10 protein-coding genes are annotated in these 14700 nt (G+C 69.7%); all 10 read left to right on the forward strand.

Annotated elements, in window-relative coordinates; genetic code table 11:
* Entirely contained in the window at positions 1-483 is a 483-nt protein-coding gene (locus RM788_RS38970; RefSeq protein WP_315924634.1) for an Lrp/AsnC family transcriptional regulator, read from the forward strand.
* Positions 484-811: 328 nt separating this feature from the next.
* On the forward strand, positions 812-1771 hold the full coding sequence (locus tag RM788_RS38975; RefSeq protein ID WP_315924636.1) for a LuxR C-terminal-related transcriptional regulator: 960 nt from the start codon (positions 812-814) through the stop codon (positions 1769-1771).
* Between the two features lie 121 nt (positions 1772-1892).
* Positions 1893-2492 carry an enoyl-CoA hydratase-related protein gene (locus tag RM788_RS38980; RefSeq protein ID WP_315924638.1) on the forward strand — a complete coding sequence of 200 codons (600 nt, stop codon included), beginning with the start codon at positions 1893-1895 and terminating at the stop codon, positions 2490-2492.
* A 24-nt stretch (positions 2493-2516) separates the two neighbouring features.
* Positions 2517-3524 (forward strand): LacI family DNA-binding transcriptional regulator, encoded by a 1008-nt coding sequence (locus RM788_RS38985; RefSeq protein WP_315934870.1) that lies wholly within the window; start codon positions 2517-2519, stop codon positions 3522-3524.
* A gap of 760 nt (positions 3525-4284) precedes the next feature.
* On the forward strand, positions 4285-5649 hold the full coding sequence (locus RM788_RS38990; RefSeq protein ID WP_315924640.1) for an ABC transporter substrate-binding protein: 1365 nt from the start codon (positions 4285-4287) through the stop codon (positions 5647-5649).
* Positions 5649-6599, forward strand: a complete 951-nt coding sequence (locus RM788_RS38995; RefSeq protein WP_315924642.1) for a carbohydrate ABC transporter permease — start codon at positions 5649-5651, stop codon at positions 6597-6599. Before RM788_RS38990 ends, RM788_RS38995 begins: the two co-directional genes overlap by 1 nt.
* On the forward strand, positions 6596-7465 hold the full coding sequence (locus tag RM788_RS39000; protein WP_315924644.1) for a carbohydrate ABC transporter permease: 870 nt from the start codon (positions 6596-6598) through the stop codon (positions 7463-7465). The genes RM788_RS38995 and RM788_RS39000 overlap by 4 nt, the downstream gene beginning before the upstream one ends.
* A 25-nt stretch (positions 7466-7490) precedes the next feature.
* Positions 7491-9143 carry a glycoside hydrolase family 13 protein gene (locus RM788_RS39005; protein ID WP_315924646.1) on the forward strand — a complete coding sequence of 551 codons (1653 nt, stop codon included), beginning with the start codon at positions 7491-7493 and terminating at the stop codon, positions 9141-9143.
* 177 nt (positions 9144-9320) lie between these two features.
* Positions 9321-11546, forward strand: coding sequence for a discoidin domain-containing protein (locus tag RM788_RS39010; protein WP_315924648.1), 2226 nt, complete (start codon positions 9321-9323; stop codon positions 11544-11546).
* Positions 11547-11560: 14 nt separating this feature from the next.
* Positions 11561-14365, forward strand: coding sequence for a discoidin domain-containing protein (locus tag RM788_RS39015; RefSeq protein ID WP_315924650.1), 2805 nt, complete (start codon positions 11561-11563; stop codon positions 14363-14365).
* The last annotated feature ends 335 nt before the right edge of the window (positions 14366-14700 follow it).

Genomic DNA, 14700 nt, shown 5'->3' on the forward strand with positions numbered 1-14700 from the left:
GTGGATGAACTTGATTCGGCGATCGTCCGGCACCTGCAGGAGGACGCGCGGCAGTCGAACCGCGACATCGCCCGCAAGGTCGGGATCGCGCCGTCCACGTGCCTGGAGCGCACCCGGCTGCTGCGCGAGCGCGGCGTCATCCGCGGCTACCACGCGGACATCGACCTGCCGAGCCTCAACCGCGGTGTGCAGGCGATCGTGTCGGCGCAGGTCCGCCCGTTGAGCCGGGTGGTCATCGACGCGTTCCAGCGCTCGCTCGGCGAGCTGCCGGAGGTCATGTCGGTGTTCGTCACGGCGGGCAGCGACGACTTCCTCATCCACGTGAGCGTGCAGGACATCGACCACCTGCACGCGTTCCTGGCCGACCGGTTGGCCGTGCGCAAGGAGGTCGTCGGGTTCCGCAGCTCGATCATCTTCCGGCACATCCACCGCACCGTGCTGGAACCCCTGCCGGACGACGGGAAGAGCCCCGGACCGCGGTAGGTCCGGGGCTCTTCCCGTCATCCGACCCGACAGGGGGAGGGGCCGCTTCCGGAACACGGGGTTCCAGGAGTCGAGGTGGCCGGTGTCGGCCGCGGCCACGTCCTGGACGCGCAGTTCCCCCGTGCTGTTCGCGACCTCGCCGGAGGCGTTGACGGTGGTCGTACCCCGCCCGCCGCCGAGGAGTTGAGCTGGAAGGTAGGCAGGGCCCCGCGTCCGGGCACAGGTTCCGGACGGGCAGGTTCGCGCCAGTGCCGTGTTCCCGCCACGGTTGTGGAGCCGAACGGCCGTACCGGTGCGGCCGAACGGTTCAAGGGGAGACAATGCGCTGGTGTTCGAGCACCTGGGCGTGACGCCGGAGCAGTCGAGGGTCTACGGGGTGTTGATCCGGGTGGGCACCTGCACCGTCGACGAGATCGCCACCGAACTGCCGGACCTCGCCGCGGGTCCGGTCGTGGAGTCGTTGGCGGCACTGGGTCTGGTGCAGCGCCGCTCCGGCGACCCGGCCGTGTGGCAGGCCGTCGCGCCGGACCTGGCCGTGGAGATGCTCATCGCCGCCCGCGAGGACGGCCACCGGCGCGCGCGGGCCGAGGCGCTGCCGCTGGTGGAGCTGTACCTGCGCGGCCGCGACGAGCAGCACCAGGACGACAGCGCGATGGTCGAGGTCGTGACCGGCGCGGGCGCGGTGCGCGACCTGTGGGTGACGCTGCTCGCGGGCGCCCGCACCGAGGTGTGCGTGCTGGACCAGCCGCCCTACATCTCGCCGCCGGAGGACCACGTGGCCCTCGAGGTCGGCACCCGCGCCCGGCAGGTCCAGTGGCGGGTCATCTACGACCGGTCCGGTGTCGAGCTGCCCGGCAGGCTGGCCGAGATCGTGCACCTGGTCGCGGCGGGGGAGCGGGCCAGGGTCACGCCCGCGCTGCCGTTCAAGCTGGGCCTGGTCGACGCCCGCGTGGCCGTGCTGCCGATCGCGTCCAACGGCGTGGTGGACAAGGTGCTGCTCATCCGGCCGTCCGCGCTGCTCGACGTGCTGATCTCCACGTTCGACCTGTACTGGGACCGCGGCATCCCGTTCACACCCCGGTCGGTCTCCGCGGGCGCGGCCGACGAGGTCGCCGACCCGCAGTTGCTCGCGCTGCTCGCGGCCGGGCTGACCGACGAGAGCATCGCCCGGCAGCTCGGGCTGGCGCCGCGCACGGTGCAGCGCCGGGTCCGGCAGCTGATGGACCGCTCCGGCGCGCAGACCCGGTTCCAGGCAGGCGTGCAGGCGATGCGCCGGGGCTGGCTGTGATCACTCCGCGTAGTCACCCGGTGTGACGCACCGACCGGTAACGCCATCCCGATCACGTTCCCCCACCGCGTCTGACCTCCGGACATGACACGCCGGATGTCACTCGATGGTGGTCACCCGCATGACACACGGGTCCGCGTTCGGTCACGATGACGGCCTGATGCCCGTCATCCTGGAGTTCCTCGACGGGGTCGCGCTGGTCCTCGTCGGATGCCCTCCGACGGGGATGGACGACTCCGAGGCCACCGCGCTCCGATCGGCCCTCGACGCCGCTTCGGACGCCGACGCCGTCGTGCTGCACGGCGGCGGCGGCGCGTTCCTCCCCGGAATCGAGCCCGCCCGGCTCGCGCGCACCACACCCGCCGAGCTGACGGCCCGCGCGGAGGCGTTCCGGCGGCTCTGCGAGGCCGTCGCGGTGCTGCCGGTCCCGGTGGTCGCCGCCATCGCGGGCCACGTGTCCGGCGGCGGGTGCGCGGTGGCGATGGCGTGCGACGCGCGGGTGCTCGTGGTCGGCGGAAGCCTCGGCCGCCTGACGACCTCCGACGCCGACCGGCCCGTGCTGACCGGCCGCCGGGTGGACGCCGAAGAGGCGCTGCGCACCGGTTTGGTGGACCTGGTCGTCCGGCCTTGCGCGCTGCTTGCGTCGGCTCACGACCTGGCGCTCGACCACGCGACGGACAAACCGCGCAAGCGTGTGCAAGAGTACGCAAAAGTACGTTAATAACTGTCGTATACTTGCTCTATGGTGCAGCGACGGTTGGCGGAAGTGGCCGCGAAGGTCGGCGTGAGCGAGGCGACCGTGAGCCGCGTGCTCAACGGCAAGCCGGGGGTCTCCGACGCCACCCGCTCAGCCGTGCTCACGGCCCTCGACGTGCTCGGGTACGAGCGCCCCACGCAGCTGCGCGGCGAACGCGCCCGGCTGGTCGGCCTGGTGCTCCCCGAGTTGCAGAACCCGATCTTCCCGGCGTTCGCCGACGTCGTCGGCAACGCGCTCGCCCAACGCGGCTTCACCCCCGTGCTGTGCACCCGCACGGCGGGCGGCGTGTCCGAGGCGGACTACCTGGAACTGCTGCTCGAACAGCACGTCTCCGGCGTCGTGTTCGCCGGCGGCCAGTACGCGCAGGCCGACGCCCCCCACGAGCACTACCGCCAGATGACCCGCCGCAAACTCCCCGCCGTCCTCGTCAACGCCGCCGTCGAGGACCTCGGCTTCCCCCGCGTCTCCTGCGACGACGCGGTAGCCGTCGAACAGGCCTTCGGCCACTTGGTCTCGTTGGGCCACGAACGCATCGGCGCCGTCCTCGGCCCCCCCGACCACGTCCCCTCGCAACGCAAGCTGGCCGCTCTCAAGGTCTGCGCCGAACGGGCGAACCTCGAGCTCTTGCACGACTACGTCGAACACACCATGTTCTCGCTCGAGGGAGGACAGGCCGCGACAACCAGGTTGTTGCAACGCGGCGTCACCGGCATCGTCTGCGCCAGCGACCCGCTTGCGCTCGGCGCCGTCCGCGCCGTACGACGCCAGGGCAAGCGCATCCCGCAGGACGTCTCGGTAGTCGGCTACGACGACTCGGCCTTCATGAACTGCACCGAACCGCCACTCACCACGGTCCGCCAGCCCATCGAGGCGATGGGCCGGGCAGCGGTCGAACTGCTGGCCAACCAGATCTCCGGCGCCCAGGTCCCGGACGAGGAACTGCTGTTCGAACCAGAACTGGTCGTCCGCGCCTCAACGGGCCCCGCCCCCCGGTAGCCAACGGCTCGCCAGCCCTGCGGATCGACCACAAGGCCGAGCAAACACACCGCACAAGCACGCACCGAGCAGCCACGCACAAGCGCTCAACCGCATACACGGGCCGCGCGCATGGGCCGCACACACAGGCCCGCAAGCACGCGACACACGCGGGCCGCGCACACATGGGCCGCACACACAGGCCCGCAAGCACGCGACACACGCGGGCCGCGCACACATGGGCCGCACACACAGGCCCGCAAGCACGCGACACACACGGGCCCACAAGCACGCGACCGAACGCGCCCGCACCCCGTGCGGACGATTTGACTTGGGGTTTTTGGCCCTACACTCGCTCAGCGGGCAGGCTTTTCACCCCTGCCCCTTTTGGGCCCGCAGGGCCAAAAAGAGGGGCCCCAAGTCAAACCGGCCGCACCCGGAGACCCTGGGCACCGATGGCCTGTTTTGAGGGATCAGCCCCACAGGCCCGGCGCCAGCACCCGCAGGCCCAACAGCCCCCGGCATGACCCGCGCCGCCCACCAGACCCGGCCCTGCGCTGCCCCCACCCCACACCCGCGCGCCCCTTCAACACACCCACCCCACTCCCGCAAATGTCAGCATCTTGCGAAATATCGTAGACATCTTGCGAACTCCCCCTCGCCCCGCTTATGGTGTGCGCCACACAGCCGCCACACACAAGCCGTCGCCGATCCGCCGCCGAGAGTCACCTCCGACTTCCGGCCTGGTCCCGCGCACCCTCGTCGAGAAGGGTCCCCACCGATGAAGACATCAACGGTCCGCAGAGCCGCAGGCCTGTTGCTGGTGAGCAGCCTCAGCCTGGCCACCGTCGCGTGTTCCTCCGGCACGTCAGGCGATTCGTCCACCGGCGGGAAGGTGGCGTTGTCGATCAACGGCCAGCCGCCGCAGACCCAGGCGTTCGACCGGAAGATCTTCGACGAGGACGTCGCGGAGTTCGAGGCGGCGAACCCGGACATCGACCTCCAGCCGCACGAGGGGTTCATGGACCCCAAGACGTTCTCCGCGAAGCTCGCGGGCGGCCAGCTGGAGGACGTGTTCTACGCGTACTTCACCGACCCGGCGAACCTGATCGCCCGCCGCCAGGCCGCGGACATCACCGACTACGTCAAGGACATGCCGCACTACGCGGACATCCAGCAGAACCTCAAGGACGTGTTCGCGGCCGACGGCAAGGTCTACGGCGTGCCGACGGCGAACTACTCCATGGGCCTGCTCTACAGCCGGACGCTGTTCACCAAGGCGGGCCTGAACCCCGACTCGCCGCCGAAGACGTGGGACGAGGTCGCGGTGGCGGCCAAGAAGATCGCGGAGACCGGTGGCGGCGCGGTCGGGTTCGCGGAGTACAGCAAGAGCAACCAGGGCGGCTGGCACTTCACCACCTGGATGTACTCGCAGGGCGGCGCGATCGCGAAGAAGGACGGCGACAAGTGGGTCGCGGACTTCAACAACGACAAGGGCAAGGCCGTGTTGAACCACCTCAAGAAGATGAGGTGGGAGGACAACACCATGGGTGAGAAGCAGCTCCTCGAACTGGCCGACGTGCAGCAGATGATGGGCGCGGGCCAGCTCGGCATGTACCTGGCCGCGCCGGACAACGTGCCCACGCTGGTCAACCAGTTCAAGGGCAAGTACGAGGACTACGGCCTGGCGGGCATCCCGGACGGCAAGGGAACGCTGATCGGCGGCGAGGGCTACATGCTCAACCCGAAGGCCACGCCCGAGAAGATCAAGGCCGGTCTGAAGTGGGTGCAGTGGAAGTACCTGAACCCGGACCGCGTCGAGAAGAACCTCCAGCGCTACAAGGCCGACGGCCAGCCCATCGGTCTGCCGGTCCCGCCCGTCGCAGATATCTGGACCGGCGCGACGCGCGACAAGCAGAACGAGCTGAAGGACGCCGCCGCGACCGTGCCGGTGGTGAACTTCAAGGCGTACGTGGACTCCTTCGAGAGCATCAAGGGTTCCATCGAGCCGCCGAACGCGCAGCAGGTCTACGCGATCCTCGACAACGTGATGCAGGCGGTGCTCACGGACAAGGACGCGGACGTCAACCAGCTGCTGTCCGACGCCGAAGCCAAGGTGAACCCGGTGCTGGCACAGGTGAAGTGATGTCCTCGTCCACGCTGCTCCGCCCTGCCGGAGCACCCGCCCCGGACGCCTCGCGGCGTCCGGGGCGGGCCCCCGGACGGCTCCGCCGCCGGATCGTGGAGAACCTGACCGCGTACGGGTTCCTCTGCGCCGCGCTGCTCTGCTTCGCCCTGTTCTCCTGGTACCCCATCGTCCGGGGCGTCCTGCTGGCCTTCCAGCAGGTCAACTTCATCACCGACCCGGTGTGGGTCGGCTGGGACAACTTCGAGCTGCTGTTCAAGGACCCGCTGTTCTGGGACGCGTGGCGCAACACGCTGCTGTTCACCGGTCTGGCGCTGGTGTTCGGCTTCTTCGTCCCGTTCCTGATCGCGGTGCTGCTCAACGAGCTCCGGCACGCGAAGGGGTACTTCCGGCTGGTCGTGTACCTGCCGGTGATGCTCCCGCCGGTGGTCGCGGCGCTGCTGTGGAAGTGGTTCTACGACCCCGGTCCCGGTCTGTTCAACTCGCTGCTGCGCGCGGTCGGGATCGACGGGCCGCACTGGCTCGACGACAGCAGCACGTCGCTGCTGTCGCTCGTCCTGGTCGCCACGTGGTCGAACCTGGGTTCGGCGACGCTGATCTACCTGGCGGCGCTGCAGACCATCCCCGGCGAGCTGTACGAGGCGGCCGAGCTGGACGGCGCGAACGTGGTGCAGCGCATGAGGCACGTGACGATCCCGCAGACCCGGTTCGTGCTGCTGGTGCTGCTGCTGCTCCAGGTCGTGGCGACGATGCAGATCTTCACCGAGCCCTACATCATGACCGGCGGCGGGCCGGACGACTCGACCGTCACCGTGCTGCTGCTGCTCTACCGCTACGCCTTCGTCTACAACGACTTCGGCACGGCGAGCGCGCTCAGCACGCTGCTGCTCCTGGTCCTGTCGGTCTTCTCGTTCGCCTACCTGCGCGTGACCCGGAAGGCGGAGGCATGAGCGACCGAGCCGTCAGGACGCTGTTCTCCGGCAGCCGCACGGGGATCGGCTACAAGGTCGCGTTCACCGTGACGTTCGTCGTGTTCACGGCGGCGTTCGTGCTGCCGTTCCTGTGGCTGGTGATCGGCGCGATGAAACCCGCGGTGGAGCTGGCGCAGGTGCCGCCGACGATCCTGCCGCGGACCTGGAACCCCGGCAACTACACCGAGGCCTGGCAGCTGATGGACCTGGGGAAGTACTTCCTCAACACCGTCGTCGTCGTGGCGGGCGCGTGGGCGGTGCAGCTGCTGGTCGACGTGCCCGCGGCGTACGCGCTGTCCAAGCTGCGCCCGGTGCTCGGCAACGGCGTGCTGGCGCTGATGCTGGTCACGCTGATGCTGCCGCCCGCCACGCTGCTGGTCCCGATGTACCTGACCATCACGGACCTGCCGATCCTCGGGATCAACCTGGTCAACAACCCGGCCGCGATCTGGCTGCCCGCTGCGGCCAACGCGTTCAACATCTACCTCCTCAAGAGGTTCTTCGACCAGATCCCGTCCGAGCTGCTCGACGCGGCGCGGATGGACGGCGCGGGGCCGGTGACCGTGCTGTGGCGGGTCGTGCTGCCGATGGCGCGCCCGATCCTGGCCGTGGTCTCGATCCTGTCGGTGGTGGCCGCGTGGAAGGACTTCATCTGGCCGCTGCTGGTGTTCTCCGACCCGGCGCTGCAAACGCTCAGCGTGGCGTTGCAGCGCTTCGCGCCCGACACCCCGATCAACCTGCTGCTGGCCGGACTGGTGCTCGCCGCCCTGCCGATGATCGCCGTTTTCCTTGCGTTCCAGCGGCACATCCTGGCCGGACTCACAGCGGGAAGCGTCAAGGGCTGACCCATTCCACGAGGAGGGCATTGAAGTGGCCGAAGCGAAGACGACCACGACCACGCGTTGGTGGCGCGGGGCGGCGATCTACCAGGTTTACGTCCGGAGTTTCGCGGACGGCAACGGTGACGGGGTCGGTGACCTCCAGGGTCTGCTGCGCAAGCTGCCCTACATCGCCGAACTGGGCATCGACGCGATCTGGCTCAACCCGTGGTACCCGTCGCCGATGGCGGACGGCGGCTACGACGTGGCCGACTACCGGGCCATCGAGCCGCTGTTCGGGTCCCTGGTCGAGGCCGAGAAGCTCATCGACGAGGCGCACGCCCTCGGCATCAGGATCATCATCGACATCGTGCCCAACCACTGCTCCGACCAGCACCCGTGGTTCCGGCAGGCGTTGGCCGAAGGGCCCGGCGGACCGTCGCGCGAGCTGTTCTGGTTCAAGCCGGGCAAGGGGGAGGACGGCTCCGAGCCGCCCAACGACTGGCAGTCGCGCTTCGGCGGCCCGGCGTGGACGCGGACGACGAACCCGGACGGCACGGCGGGGGACTGGTTCCTGCACCTCTACAGCCCGGAGCAGCCGGACTTCAACTGGACCGACGAGAAGGTCCACGCGGAGTTCGACGACATCCTCCGGTTCTGGCTCGACCGCGGCGTCGACGGCTTCCGCATCGACGTGGCCGACGGCCTGGTGAAGGAGGACGGGCTGCCTGATGTGAAGGACAGGACCGCTGAATCCATTCTGGTCTCCGACCAGGCCCCCCTGCCCTTCTCCGACCAGGACGGCGTGCACGAGATCTACCGGCACTGGCGGCGGATCGCCGACGAGTACCCCGGTGAACGGGTCTTCGTCGGCGAGATGTGGTTGCCCGACCCGGAGCGCTTCGCCCGCTACCTGCGCGCCGACGAGCTGCACTCGGCGTTCAACTTCGACTTCCTCGGTTGCCCGTGGGACGCCGCCGCGCTGCGCGGGGTCATCGACGACACCCTCGCCGCGCACGCCCCGGTCGGCGCCCCGCCCACGTGGGTGCTGTCCAACCACGACGTCACCCGGCACGTCACCCGCTACGGGCGCGCGGACACCTCGTTCGACTTCGGCGACCGCCAGCACCTGGCGCCGACCGACTTCGACCTGGGCACCCGCCGGGCCCGCGCGGCGGCGCTGCTGACGACCTCGCTGCCCGGCGGCGTGTACGTCTACCAGGGCGAGGAGCTCGGTCTCTGGGAGGTGGAGAACCTCGCCGACGAACTGCGGGAGGACCCGGTCTGGGTGCGCTCAGGGCACACCGACCGCGGTCGCGACGGCTGCCGCATCCCGATCCCGTGGGGTGGCGCGGAACCGCCGTTCAAGTTCGGCGACGGCGCGGCGTGGTTGCCGCAGCCCGAGGAGTGGAGCGACTTCACCGCCGAGGTGGAGGCCTCCGACCCGGACTCGATGCTCTCCCTCTACCGCAACGCCCTCCACCTGCGCCGCAGCGAGGACGCGCTCGGCGACGGCGACCTCACGTGGCTGGACCTCGGCCCCGGCGTGCTCGCCTTCACCCGCTCGCCGGACTTCGCCTGCGTGGTCAACCTGTCGTCGGCCCCGATCCCCCTGCCGGACCACGACAGCGTGCTGCTCACCAGCGATCCCCTGGTCGACGGCGACCTGCCGTCCGACACCGCGGCCTGGCTCCGCCTGGCCTGATCCCGAGGAGGACAACGATGTCGTTCCGCCTGAGACCCGTGCCGCGGTAGGTCCGGCACTCCCGCGTGCGCTCACCGGTGGTCGCCCGCACGACCACCGGTGGGCCCGGCACCCACCCGCCCGGCGTCCGGCCGGGTCTTGACCCCCTGCGCTTCACCTCCCTGCTTGGAGCCGTAGATGTCTCCTGTCCGCAGCACAGCCCTGCCCTTGGCGCTGGCGCTGGTCGCCGCCTCCGCGATCGGCGGGCTGGTCTACTCCGCGCCGCACGAGGCGCCACCCCTGACGCTCACCGCGGGCGGCAACGGCGCGACCGTGCCGTTCACGGAGTACGAGGCCGAGTCCGCGGCCACCAACGGCGCGAAGATCGGCCCCGACTACACCCAGGGCAGCCTCCCCTCGGAGGCGTCCGGCCGGCAGGCGGTCACGCTGTCCGGTCAGGGCAAGTACGTCGAGTTCACCCTCACCAAGCCCGCCAACTCGATCGTCCTGCGCTACAGCGTCCCCGACGGCAGCCAGGGCACGGTCTCCGTCCAGGTCAACGGCACCAAGGTGCGCGACCTAGTGGTGACCTCCAAGTACAGCTGGCTCACCGCCCCGTGGATCGCGGGCGCCAAGGAGCACCACTTCTACGACGAGTCGCGGGCCCTGCTCGGCCGGGACGCGGTCGCGGGCGACCGGGTGCGCGTCCAGCTCGACGCGGGCAACGTCTCCACCGCCACCGTGGACCTCGCCGACTTCGAGCAGGTCGCCGGTGCCGCGGGCCAGCCCGCCAACTCGTTGTCCGTCACCAACTACGGCGCCACGCCGAACGACGGCGGTGACGACGCGAACGCGTTCGTCACCACCATCAACGCGGCGAAGTCCCAGGGCCGCGAGGTGTGGGTGCCGCCGGGCACGTTCGACATCGGCCGCGGCCTGCCCATCGACCAGGTCACCATCCGCGGCGCGGGCGCGTGGCACTCGGTGCTGCACAGCAACAACCCGTTCCTCAACAACGGCCAGGTGCAGGGCGGCATCAAGCTGTACGACTTCGCGATCATGGGCGAGGTCACCCAGCGCGTGGACAACAACCCGGACAACGCCTACCACGGCCCGCTGGGCAGCGGCTCGGTCATCTCCGGCCTGTGGATGCAGCACCTCAAGTGCGGCATCTGGACGATGAACGGCACCACGAACGGCGCGGTCATCGAGAACAACCGCTTCCTCGACCTCGCCGCCGACGGCCTCAACTTCAACGGCCGGGTCACCGACTCGGTGGTGCGCAACAACTTCCTGCGCAACACCGGTGACGACTCGCTGGCCATGTGGTCGCTGGGCGGCGCGGACGTGCGGGACTCGTTCACCAACAACACCATCGTCCAGCCCAACCTGGCCAACGGCATCGCGATCTACGGCGGCACCGACATCTCGGTGCGCGGCAACCTGATCCGCGACACCAACGCGCTGGGCGGCGGCATCGCCATCTCCAACCAGGCGTTCGTCTACGACGGCTCGTTCTCACCGCTGGCGGGCACCACGACGGTCGCGCAGAACACGCTGGTCCGCACCGGGGCGATCAACCCCAACTGGGGCCACCCGATGAGCGCGATCCGCTTCGACTCCTACGACTTCCCGATCACCTCGCCGGTCGCGGTGACCGACAACCGGTTCGTCGACAGCCCGTACAGCGCTTTCCAGTTCGTCTCGGGCAGCGGTACCGGGAAGCCGATCACCGGCGTCACCGTGGAGGGCGCGTCGGTCGAGGGCGTCGGCACGGTGGTGCTCCAGGTGGAGGCGCCGGGTTCGGGGCGGTTCAACAACGTCGTCGCCTCGCGGGTCGGCACCCGCGGTTTCTACAACTGCGTCTACCCGTCGGGCGCGGGCACGTTCGCGATCAACCGCGGCAGCGGCAACTCCGGCTGGGACACCCAGTGGACCGACTGCGGCAGCTGGCCCCCGCGCAACGCGGGCGACACCACGACCCCGCCGACCACCACGCCGCCGCAGACCGGCAACGTGGCCCGTGGCAAGGCGGTCAGCGCGAGCAGCCAGGTCGGCGGGTACCCGTCGTCGAACACCACCGACGGCAACGCCGACTCCTACTGGGAGAGCAACAACAACGCGTTCCCGCAGACGCTCACCGTCGACCTCGGCGCGTCGACGTCGGTGCGCCGACTGGTGCTCAAGCTGCCGCCCGCCACGGCGTGGGGCGCGCGCACGCAGACGTTCAGCGTGCTCTCCAGCGGCGACGGGTCCGGCTTCAGCCAGGTGCTCGGTTCGGCGGGCTACCGGTTCGACCCGGCGAGCGGCAACCAGGTCACCGTCGCGGTCACCGCGAACCAGCGCTACCTGCGGCTGAACTTCACCGGGAACACGGGCTGGCCCGCCGGGCAGCTCTCCGAGCTCGAGGCCTACACCTCCTAGGAAAGGGCCGTCCCATGCGAACAGAGTCCCCCTTGCGCAGGCCGCTCGCGATGAGCGCCGCCGCCCTGTCCGCGGCGGTGGTGACCGCGCTGGTCGTCGTCGCCTCACCCGAGACCGCCTCCGGCCAGGTCGCCGCGGCGGCCGCCTACACGTCCCCGTTCGACATCGCGGGCCGGGGCGCCACCGTCCCGTTCACCGAGCAGGAGGCCGAGTCCGCGGCCACCAACGCCACCAAGATAGGCCCCGGCCGCAGGCAGGGCACCCTGGAGGGCGAGGCTTCCGGCCGCCAGGCCGTCACCCTGACCGGCCAGGGCAAGTACGTCGAGTTCACCCTCACCAAGCCCGCGAACTCGATCGACATCCGCTACAGCCTCCCGGACGGCAACGGGGGAGCGGGCATCACCGCGCCGCTGTCGCTGTACCTGGAGGGCGCCAAGGCGAGCAGCCTCACGCTCACCTCCAAGTACTCCTGGCGCTACGGCAGCTACCCGTACGCCAACGATCCCGGCCAGGGCAAGCCGCACCACATGTACGACTCGACCAGGGCGCTGTTCGGGCGCACGCTGGCCGCGGGCGCCAAGGTGCGGCTCCAGGTCGACAGCGGCGACAACGCGCCGTCGTACACGATCGACCTGGCCGACTTCGAACAGGTCGCCGCGGCCGCGACCCGGCCGACCAACTCGGTGTCGGTGACCGAGTACGGCGCCGCGCCGGGCGATTCCGGTGACGACAGCGACGCCTTCGTCGCCGCCGTGGCCGCCGCGAAGGCCGCGGGCAAGGAGGTCTGGATCCCGGCCGGGACCTTCACGGTCACCCGGCACATCACCGTGGACCGGGTGACCGTGCGCGGCGCGGGCCACTGGCACAGCGTGGTGCGCGGCAACCGGGTCGGCTTCTACGGCCTCGGCGAGCCGTCCAGCTGCGGCGTCGGCGGCAACTCGGGCCGGTCGAGCGCCGTCAGCCTGCTGAACTTCGCCATCATCGGCGAGGTCACCACCCGCGAGGACTGCGACCAGGTCAACGCGATCGGCGGCGCGCTGGGCGGCGGCTCGGTGGTCTCCGGGATGCTGCTCCAGCACACCAAGGTCGGCCTCTGGCTCGACGGGCCGTTCGACGGGCTGACCGTCAGCGGCAACAAGGTCGTCGACCAGCTCGCCGACGGCATGAACCTGCACCAGGGCATCAGCAACGTGCTGATCGAGAACAACCTGTTCCGCAACATCAGCGACGACGGCATCGCGTTCTGGTCCGAGCACGAAGCCGACCACCACAACACGATCCGGCACAACACCGTGGTCGTGCCGATGAAGGCCAACGGCATCGCGATCTACGGCGGTCACGACAACACGGCCACCGACAACGTCGTGTCCGACACCCAGGACCAGGGCGGCGGCATCCACGTCGGGAACCGGTTCCAGTCGGTGCCGTTGGCGGGGACGACCACGTTGGCGCGCAACACGACCCTGCGTGCGGGGGTCCTGGACTCCAACTGGCAGTTCGGGGTCGGGGCGTTGTGGTTCGACGCGCGTGACGGGGCGATGTCCGGTCGGATCGACGTGACGGACACGGATCTGATCGACTCGAACTACGAGGCGATCCAGTTCATCAACGGGACGATCACGAACGTGTTCTTCTCCGGGGTGCGGATCATCGGGGCTGGGACGTTCGCGTTGCAGTTCCAGTCGCCGGGCGCGGCGTCGTTCACCAACGTGACGGCGACCGGGTTGGGCAACGCGGGGATGTACAACTGCATGGGTGGTACGTCGTTCGCGATCACCCGTGGGGCTGGGAATTCGGGGTGGGATTCCACCTACTGCGGCCCGTGGCCCGAACCGGTCTACAGCGACCCGACGGTGCCGCCGACCACGACCACCACGACGACCACGACCACCACGACGACGACCACGACCACGACTCCGCCGGTGGAGCCGGGTGGGAACCTGGCTCGGGGGAAGTCGGCCACCGCCACCAGCCAGGGTGGGGGGTTTCCGGCGTCGAACGCGACCGATGGGAATGCCGGGTCGTACTGGGAGAGCGCCAACGGGGCTTTTCCGCAGTCGTTGACGGTAGACCTCGGTGCGGCGGTCGCGGTGGGGCGGGTGGTGTTGAAGCTGCCGCCGGCGTGGGAGGCGCGTACGCAGACGCTGAGCGTGTTGGGGAGCAACGACGGGTCGTCGTTCAGCCAGCTGGTCGGGTCGACGGGGCGCCAGTTCGCCCCGGAGTCCGGGAACGTGGTCACCATCCCGGTCAGCGCCAACCACCGGTACCTGCGGGTGACGGTGGTCGGCAACTCGGGTTGGGCGGCGGGGCAGGTTTCGGAGTTCGAGGCTTACGCGGCGGGTGGGACTACTCCGCCGACCACGACGACGACGACCACGACCACCACGCCCCCGGTGTCCAGCGGGAACCTGGCGCGTGGGCGGTCGGCGGTGGCTACCAGTCAGTCGGATGTGTACGGGGCGTCGAGGACTACGGACGGTGATGCGTCTACTTACTGGGAGAGTGCGAATGGGGCGTTTCCGCAGTCTTTGACGGTGGATTTGGGGGCGTCGGTTCAGGTTGGTCGGGTGGTGTTGAAGTTGCCGCCTGCGAGTGCTTGGGCAGCTCGGACGGAGACGTTGAGCGTTCAGGGGAGTGCTGACGGGGCTGCCTACCGGACGCTGGTCGGCTCGGCTGGGTACGCGTTCGATCCGGGTAGTGGGAACGCGGTGAGTGCTTCGTTCGCGGTGGGGCAGGTTCGGTATGTGCGTGTGGTGGTCACCGGGAACACGGGGTGGCCTGCGGGGCAGGTCGGGGAGTTCGAGGTTTACGGGAGTTAGGGAGGCGAAGCCCGGCCCCCGGCGCGCGATTGTCTCAATGTTCGATCATGGTTTGTCAAGGCGGGAAAGATGCCTTGACAAACCATGATCGAACAGGAGGGCGCTGTGTATCGGGGGCAGGGGAGGTCTGGCTTTGCCTGCGATCAGGTTGCGCTTGGCGAGGCGTCGGCTGTGCCGGTTCAGGGCACCTCGCTGCGCGTCGGTGGGGCGGCGGGCGCTCCGCGCCGGATGCGGGTGGGCGGCTGCGCCGGTGGCGGAGCATCAGGCTGCGCGTCGGTCGGGTATCCGAGCTTCGCCGGACAAGGCACCTCGCTGCGCGTCGGTCGAGCATCGGG

The organism is Umezawaea sp. Da 62-37, assembly GCF_032460545.1.
GTDB lineage: Bacteria > Actinomycetota > Actinomycetes > Mycobacteriales > Pseudonocardiaceae > Umezawaea.

Bases quoted from the DNA above. Each gene is read 5' to 3' on its own strand.
- RM788_RS38980 (WP_315924638.1), top strand. From the start codon at position 1,893: ATGACACACGGGTCCGCGTTCGGTCACGATGACGGCCTGATGCCCGTC.
- RM788_RS38990 (WP_315924640.1), top strand. From the start codon at position 4,285: ATGAAGACATCAACGGTCCGCAGAGCCGCAGGCCTGTTGCTGGTGAGC.
- RM788_RS38995 (WP_315924642.1), top strand. From the start codon at position 5,649: ATGTCCTCGTCCACGCTGCTCCGCCCTGCCGGAGCACCCGCCCCGGAC.
- RM788_RS39000 (WP_315924644.1), top strand. From the start codon at position 6,596: ATGAGCGACCGAGCCGTCAGGACGCTGTTCTCCGGCAGCCGCACGGGG.
- RM788_RS39010 (WP_315924648.1), top strand. From the start codon at position 9,321: ATGTCTCCTGTCCGCAGCACAGCCCTGCCCTTGGCGCTGGCGCTGGTC.
- RM788_RS39015 (WP_315924650.1), top strand. From the start codon at position 11,561: ATGCGAACAGAGTCCCCCTTGCGCAGGCCGCTCGCGATGAGCGCCGCC.